The sequence below is a fragment of the Noviherbaspirillum sp. genome (assembly GCF_035944575.1).
Classification (GTDB): domain Bacteria; phylum Pseudomonadota; class Gammaproteobacteria; order Burkholderiales; family Burkholderiaceae_D; genus Noviherbaspirillum.
The window spans coordinates 1-4302 of sequence record NZ_DASZBA010000065.1; the positions used below are offsets into that span (position 1 = coordinate 1).

Annotated in this window: 3 protein-coding genes; all 3 read left to right on the plus strand. The window is 60.1% G+C overall.

Translation table 11 applies throughout. The features are described 5' to 3' along the window. Positions 1-57 precede the first annotated feature (57 nt). Positions 58-2805, plus strand: a complete 2748-nt coding sequence (polA, locus tag VGU61_RS03645) for a DNA polymerase I (protein ID WP_326857741.1) — start codon at positions 58-60, stop codon at positions 2803-2805. A gap of 106 nt (positions 2806-2911) precedes the next feature. After that, on the plus strand, positions 2912-3796 hold the full coding sequence (locus tag VGU61_RS03650; RefSeq protein WP_326857742.1) for a dienelactone hydrolase family protein: 885 nt from the start codon (positions 2912-2914) through the stop codon (positions 3794-3796). A gap of 196 nt (positions 3797-3992) precedes the next feature. Beyond that, positions 3993-4302 (plus strand): ZIP family metal transporter (locus VGU61_RS03655; RefSeq protein WP_326857743.1); only part of this gene is annotated, 310 nt, incomplete at its 3' end.

Consider the following 4302-nt stretch of genomic DNA (forward strand, 5'->3'; position numbering starts at 1 on the left):
CTGGGCCGCGTCCCCGCCGAGTCTTGCAGGCGTGGCGCTTTTTTCTTTTGATTCCCTATGAATAACACCTTGCTGCTCGTTGACGGTTCCAGCTATTTGTATCGCGCCTTCCATGCAATGCCCGACCTGCGCAATGCGGACGGTGCCCCGACCGGCGCCATCTACGGCATGATCAACATGCTGCGCCGCCTGCGGGCCGATTTCCCCGCTGCCTACATGGCATGCGTATTCGATGCCAAAGGAAAAACATTCCGCGACCACCTGTTTGCCGATTACAAGGCGAACCGGGCATCGATGCCCGAAGATCTCTCGAGGCAGATCGAGCCCATCCACGAAGCGGTGCGGGCGCTCGGCTGGCCGATCCTGATGGTGGAGGGCATCGAAGCCGACGATGTGATCGGCACGCTGGCGGTGCAGGCCACCGCCCAGGGCATGCGCACGGTGGTGTCCACCGGCGACAAGGATCTCGCGCAGCTCGTCAACGACAACGTCACGCTGATCAACACGATGAGCAACGAGACCTTCGACCGCGACGCGGTGATCGCCAAGTTCGGCGTCCCGCCCGAGCGTATCGTCGATTACCTGACGCTTGTCGGCGATGCGGTCGACAACGTTCCTGGCGTCGACAAGGTAGGGCCAAAGACAGCGGTCAAATGGCTGAATCAATATGGCAGTCTGGACGGCATCATTGCGAACGCCGCATCCATCGGCGGCGCGGTGGGAGAGAACTTGCGGCGTGCGCTCGACTGGCTGCCGCAGGGGCGTACTCTGGTAACGGTAAAGACCGATTGCGACTTGGTGGAGCACATGGTGTCGATCCCGGAATCGCTGAAGGCCGCGCCGGTCGATGATGCGGCCATGCTGGCGTTCTTCAAACGCTACGGTTTCAAGACCTGGCTGCGCGAACTGGAAACCAAGATGGCTGCCGGCGCGCAGGCAGCGAGCGGTGCGCAGGGAACCACGCAAGCCAATCTGTTCGGCGCCTCCGAATCGGAACCCGTCAAGCAATACGAAACCGTTCTCACCGACGTACAACTGGACAAGTGGCTGGAGCGCATCGATGCGGCGGCGCTGACATCGGTCGATACGGAAACGACCTCGCTCGATCCGATGCAGGCGCAACTGGTTGGCATTTCGCTGTGCTGCGAGCCCGGCGTTGCTGCCTATATTCCGGTTGCGCACCGGTACCAAGACGCGCCGGAACAGATGTCGCGCGACCATGTGCTATCGCGTTTGAAGCCGTGGCTGGAAGATGCGGCCAAACCGAAAGTCGGCCAGCACCTGAAATACGATTGCCATATCTTCGCCAACCATGGCGTGACCTTGAAAGGCATCGTCCACGATACGCTGCTGGAATCCTATGTCTTCGAATCGCACCGAAGCCACGACATGGACAGCCTCGCGCTGCGGCACCTGAACATCAAGACCATTTCGTATGAGGAAGTGTGCGGCAAGGGCGCTTCCCAGATCGGCTTCGATGAAGTCGCGATCGACCGCGCCACAGAGTATGCGGCGGAAGACGCGGACATCACGCTGCGCCTGCACCAGGCGATGTGGCCCCAAGTCGCGGACAACGAGGGACTCAAGTTCATCTATGAACGCATCGAGCTGCCGACCGCCGTGGTGCTGCAAAAGATCGAGCGCAACGGCGTGCTCATCGATGCCGGCTTGCTGGCCACCCAGTCGGGCGAACTCGGCAAGCGCATGCTGGAAATGGAAAAGAATGCGTATGAGCTGGCCGGGCAGTCCTTCAACCTGAACTCACCCAAGCAGCTGGGAGACATTTTTTTCGAAAAGCTGAAACTGCCGGTGGTGAAAAAGACGCCATCCGGCACGCCGTCCACGGATGAAGAAGTCCTGCAGAAGCTGGCGGAAAATTATCCGTTGCCGAAGATCCTGCTGGAATACCGCGGATTGTCGAAGCTGAAGTCGACCTATACCGACAAGCTGCCGAAGATGGTCAATCCGGCAACCGGCCGCGTGCATACCAACTATGCGCAGGCGGTGGCGGTTACCGGCCGGCTGGCATCGAACGAGCCCAACCTGCAAAACATTCCGGTGCGCACCGCCGAAGGCCGGCGCATACGTGAAGCGTTCATCGCGCCGCCGGGCAGCGTCATCGTGTCGGCGGATTACTCGCAGATCGAGCTGCGCATCATGGCGCATATATCGGGCGATGAAAGCCTGCTGCGCTCGTTTGCGGAAGGCGAGGATGTGCATCGCGCGACGGCGTCGGAAATCTTCAGCGTGCCTCCGGCGGAAGTGACGAACGAGCAGCGCCGCTATGCGAAAGTCATCAATTTCGGCCTGATCTACGGCATGAGCGCATTCGGGCTGGCCGCCAATCTCGGCATCGAGCGTTCCGCGGCGCAGATGTATATCGAAAAATACTTCAATCGTTATCCCAAGGTGGCGCAGTACATGACCGATACCCGTGCGCAGGCCAAGGCCAACGGCTATGTCGAAACGGTCTACGGCCGCCGGCTCTGGCTGGCGGAGATCAACTCCCCGAACGGGCCGCGCCGCCAGGCAGCCGAAAGGGCGGCGATCAATGCGCCCATGCAGGGCACGGCGGCCGATCTCATCAAGCTGTCGATGATTGCCGTGCAGGATTGGATGGAAAGCGAGCGCCTGCAATCGAAGATGGTGATGCAGGTGCACGACGAACTGGTGCTCGAAGTGCCGGAATCGGAATTGTCGTATATTCAGCAACGGCTTCCTGAATTGATGCGCGGCGTCGGCAAGCTGAAGGTGCCGCTGCTTGCCGAAGTGGGTGTCGGCAAGAACTGGGAGGAAGCCCATTAAAACAAGCAGCCGCGTTCATGTCATCCCGATGAACCGGCATACGAGGAAAAACCTGGGTTTGATTGTTTAACGTTTCGTACGGACGCATACACTTCGGAGGATTTCCATGCAGGATGTGAAGGACGATCTTAATAGTTTGGTAGGCACGACGGCATTTCCCGACGGCTTCGACCGACGTGGTTTCCTGAAGACGGCGCTCGGCACCGGATTCGCCGCCTCGGTGCTGCCGGTCTGCGCGCAGACCATGATCAAAACCGATACGTCGGGCCTGACCGCCGGCGAAGTCACCATCACGGTGAACGGCCAGAAGGTGCCGATGTACCGGGCGCAGCCGGAAGGCAAGACCAATCTGCCGGTCATCCTGGTGGTGTCGGAAATCTTCGGCGTGCATGAGCACATCGCCGACGTGGCCCGCCGCTTTGCCAAGCTCGGCTATCTCGCCTTGGCGCCCGACCTGTTCGTCCGGCAGGGCAATGCGGCTGCCTATCCCACTGCCGCCGAAGTCATCAAGGAAGTGATCTCCAAGGTTCCCGACGCGCAAGTCATGTCCGATCTGGACGCCTGCGTTGCATGGGCGAAGGATAATGGCGGCAACACCGACAAGGTGGGCATCACCGGATTCTGCTGGGGCGGGCGCATCACCTGGCTGTATGCCGCGCATAATCCGAAGGTCAAGGCAGGCGTTGCCTGGTACGGACGGCTGGTCGGCGACAAGACCGCGCTGACCCCCGCGCAACCGGTCGATATAGCCGCCGACCTGAAGGTCCCGGTGCTCGGCCTGTACGGCGCCAAGGACACCGGCATTCCGCTGGAGAGCGTCAACAAGATGAAGGAAGCATTGGCCAAGGGAAGCAGCAAGTCGTCGTTCGTGATCTTCGAGAACTCCGGACATGCTTTCCATGCCGACTATCGCCCGAGCTTCGTCGAGGCCGATGCAAGGGAAGGCTGGCGGCTTTGCCTTGCGTGGTTCAAGACCCACGGCGTGGCCTGATCATCAGGACGCGGTCCGAACCATGGTCGCTCGCCGATGTGCGGCCATGGTTCGCTTCAGGCGCTTTCCTGTCGTTCTTATGATGAATGGCAGACATTTAAGCTAACCGTTTGCCGAATCAGGCCGGCTGTGTTTTAATTTGCAACTTTGTTGCAATTTGCCGAGGCCTAAAATCGATTCCGCGCTGTTATCCATCCTGCTCGCCACTACCATCGCAGGCGTGCTCAGCATCACTGCGGCCGCGGTGTTTTCCTTCGCTTTGTTATCCAAAATGGTGGAGCGGATGGTCAGCCTGTCGGTTGGTATCCTGCTCTCGACCTCGCTGCTGCATGCATTGCCCGAAGCGTTCGAGTCGCAAGCGGACGCGCACGTACTGTTCTCGGTCCTGCTCGGCGGCCTGCTGGCGTTCTTCCTGCTGGAAAAATTCGCGATCCTGCGGCATTCCCATCATTACGAAGGAGACGGGCACGGCCATGCGCACGGCCACGATGCGCATGAGGCAGGAA

Bases quoted from the DNA above. Each gene is read 5' to 3' on its own strand.
- polA (WP_326857741.1), top strand. From the start codon at position 58: ATGAATAACACCTTGCTGCTCGTTGACGGTTCCAGCTATTTGTATCGC.
- VGU61_RS03650 (WP_326857742.1), top strand. From the start codon at position 2,912: ATGCAGGATGTGAAGGACGATCTTAATAGTTTGGTAGGCACGACGGCA.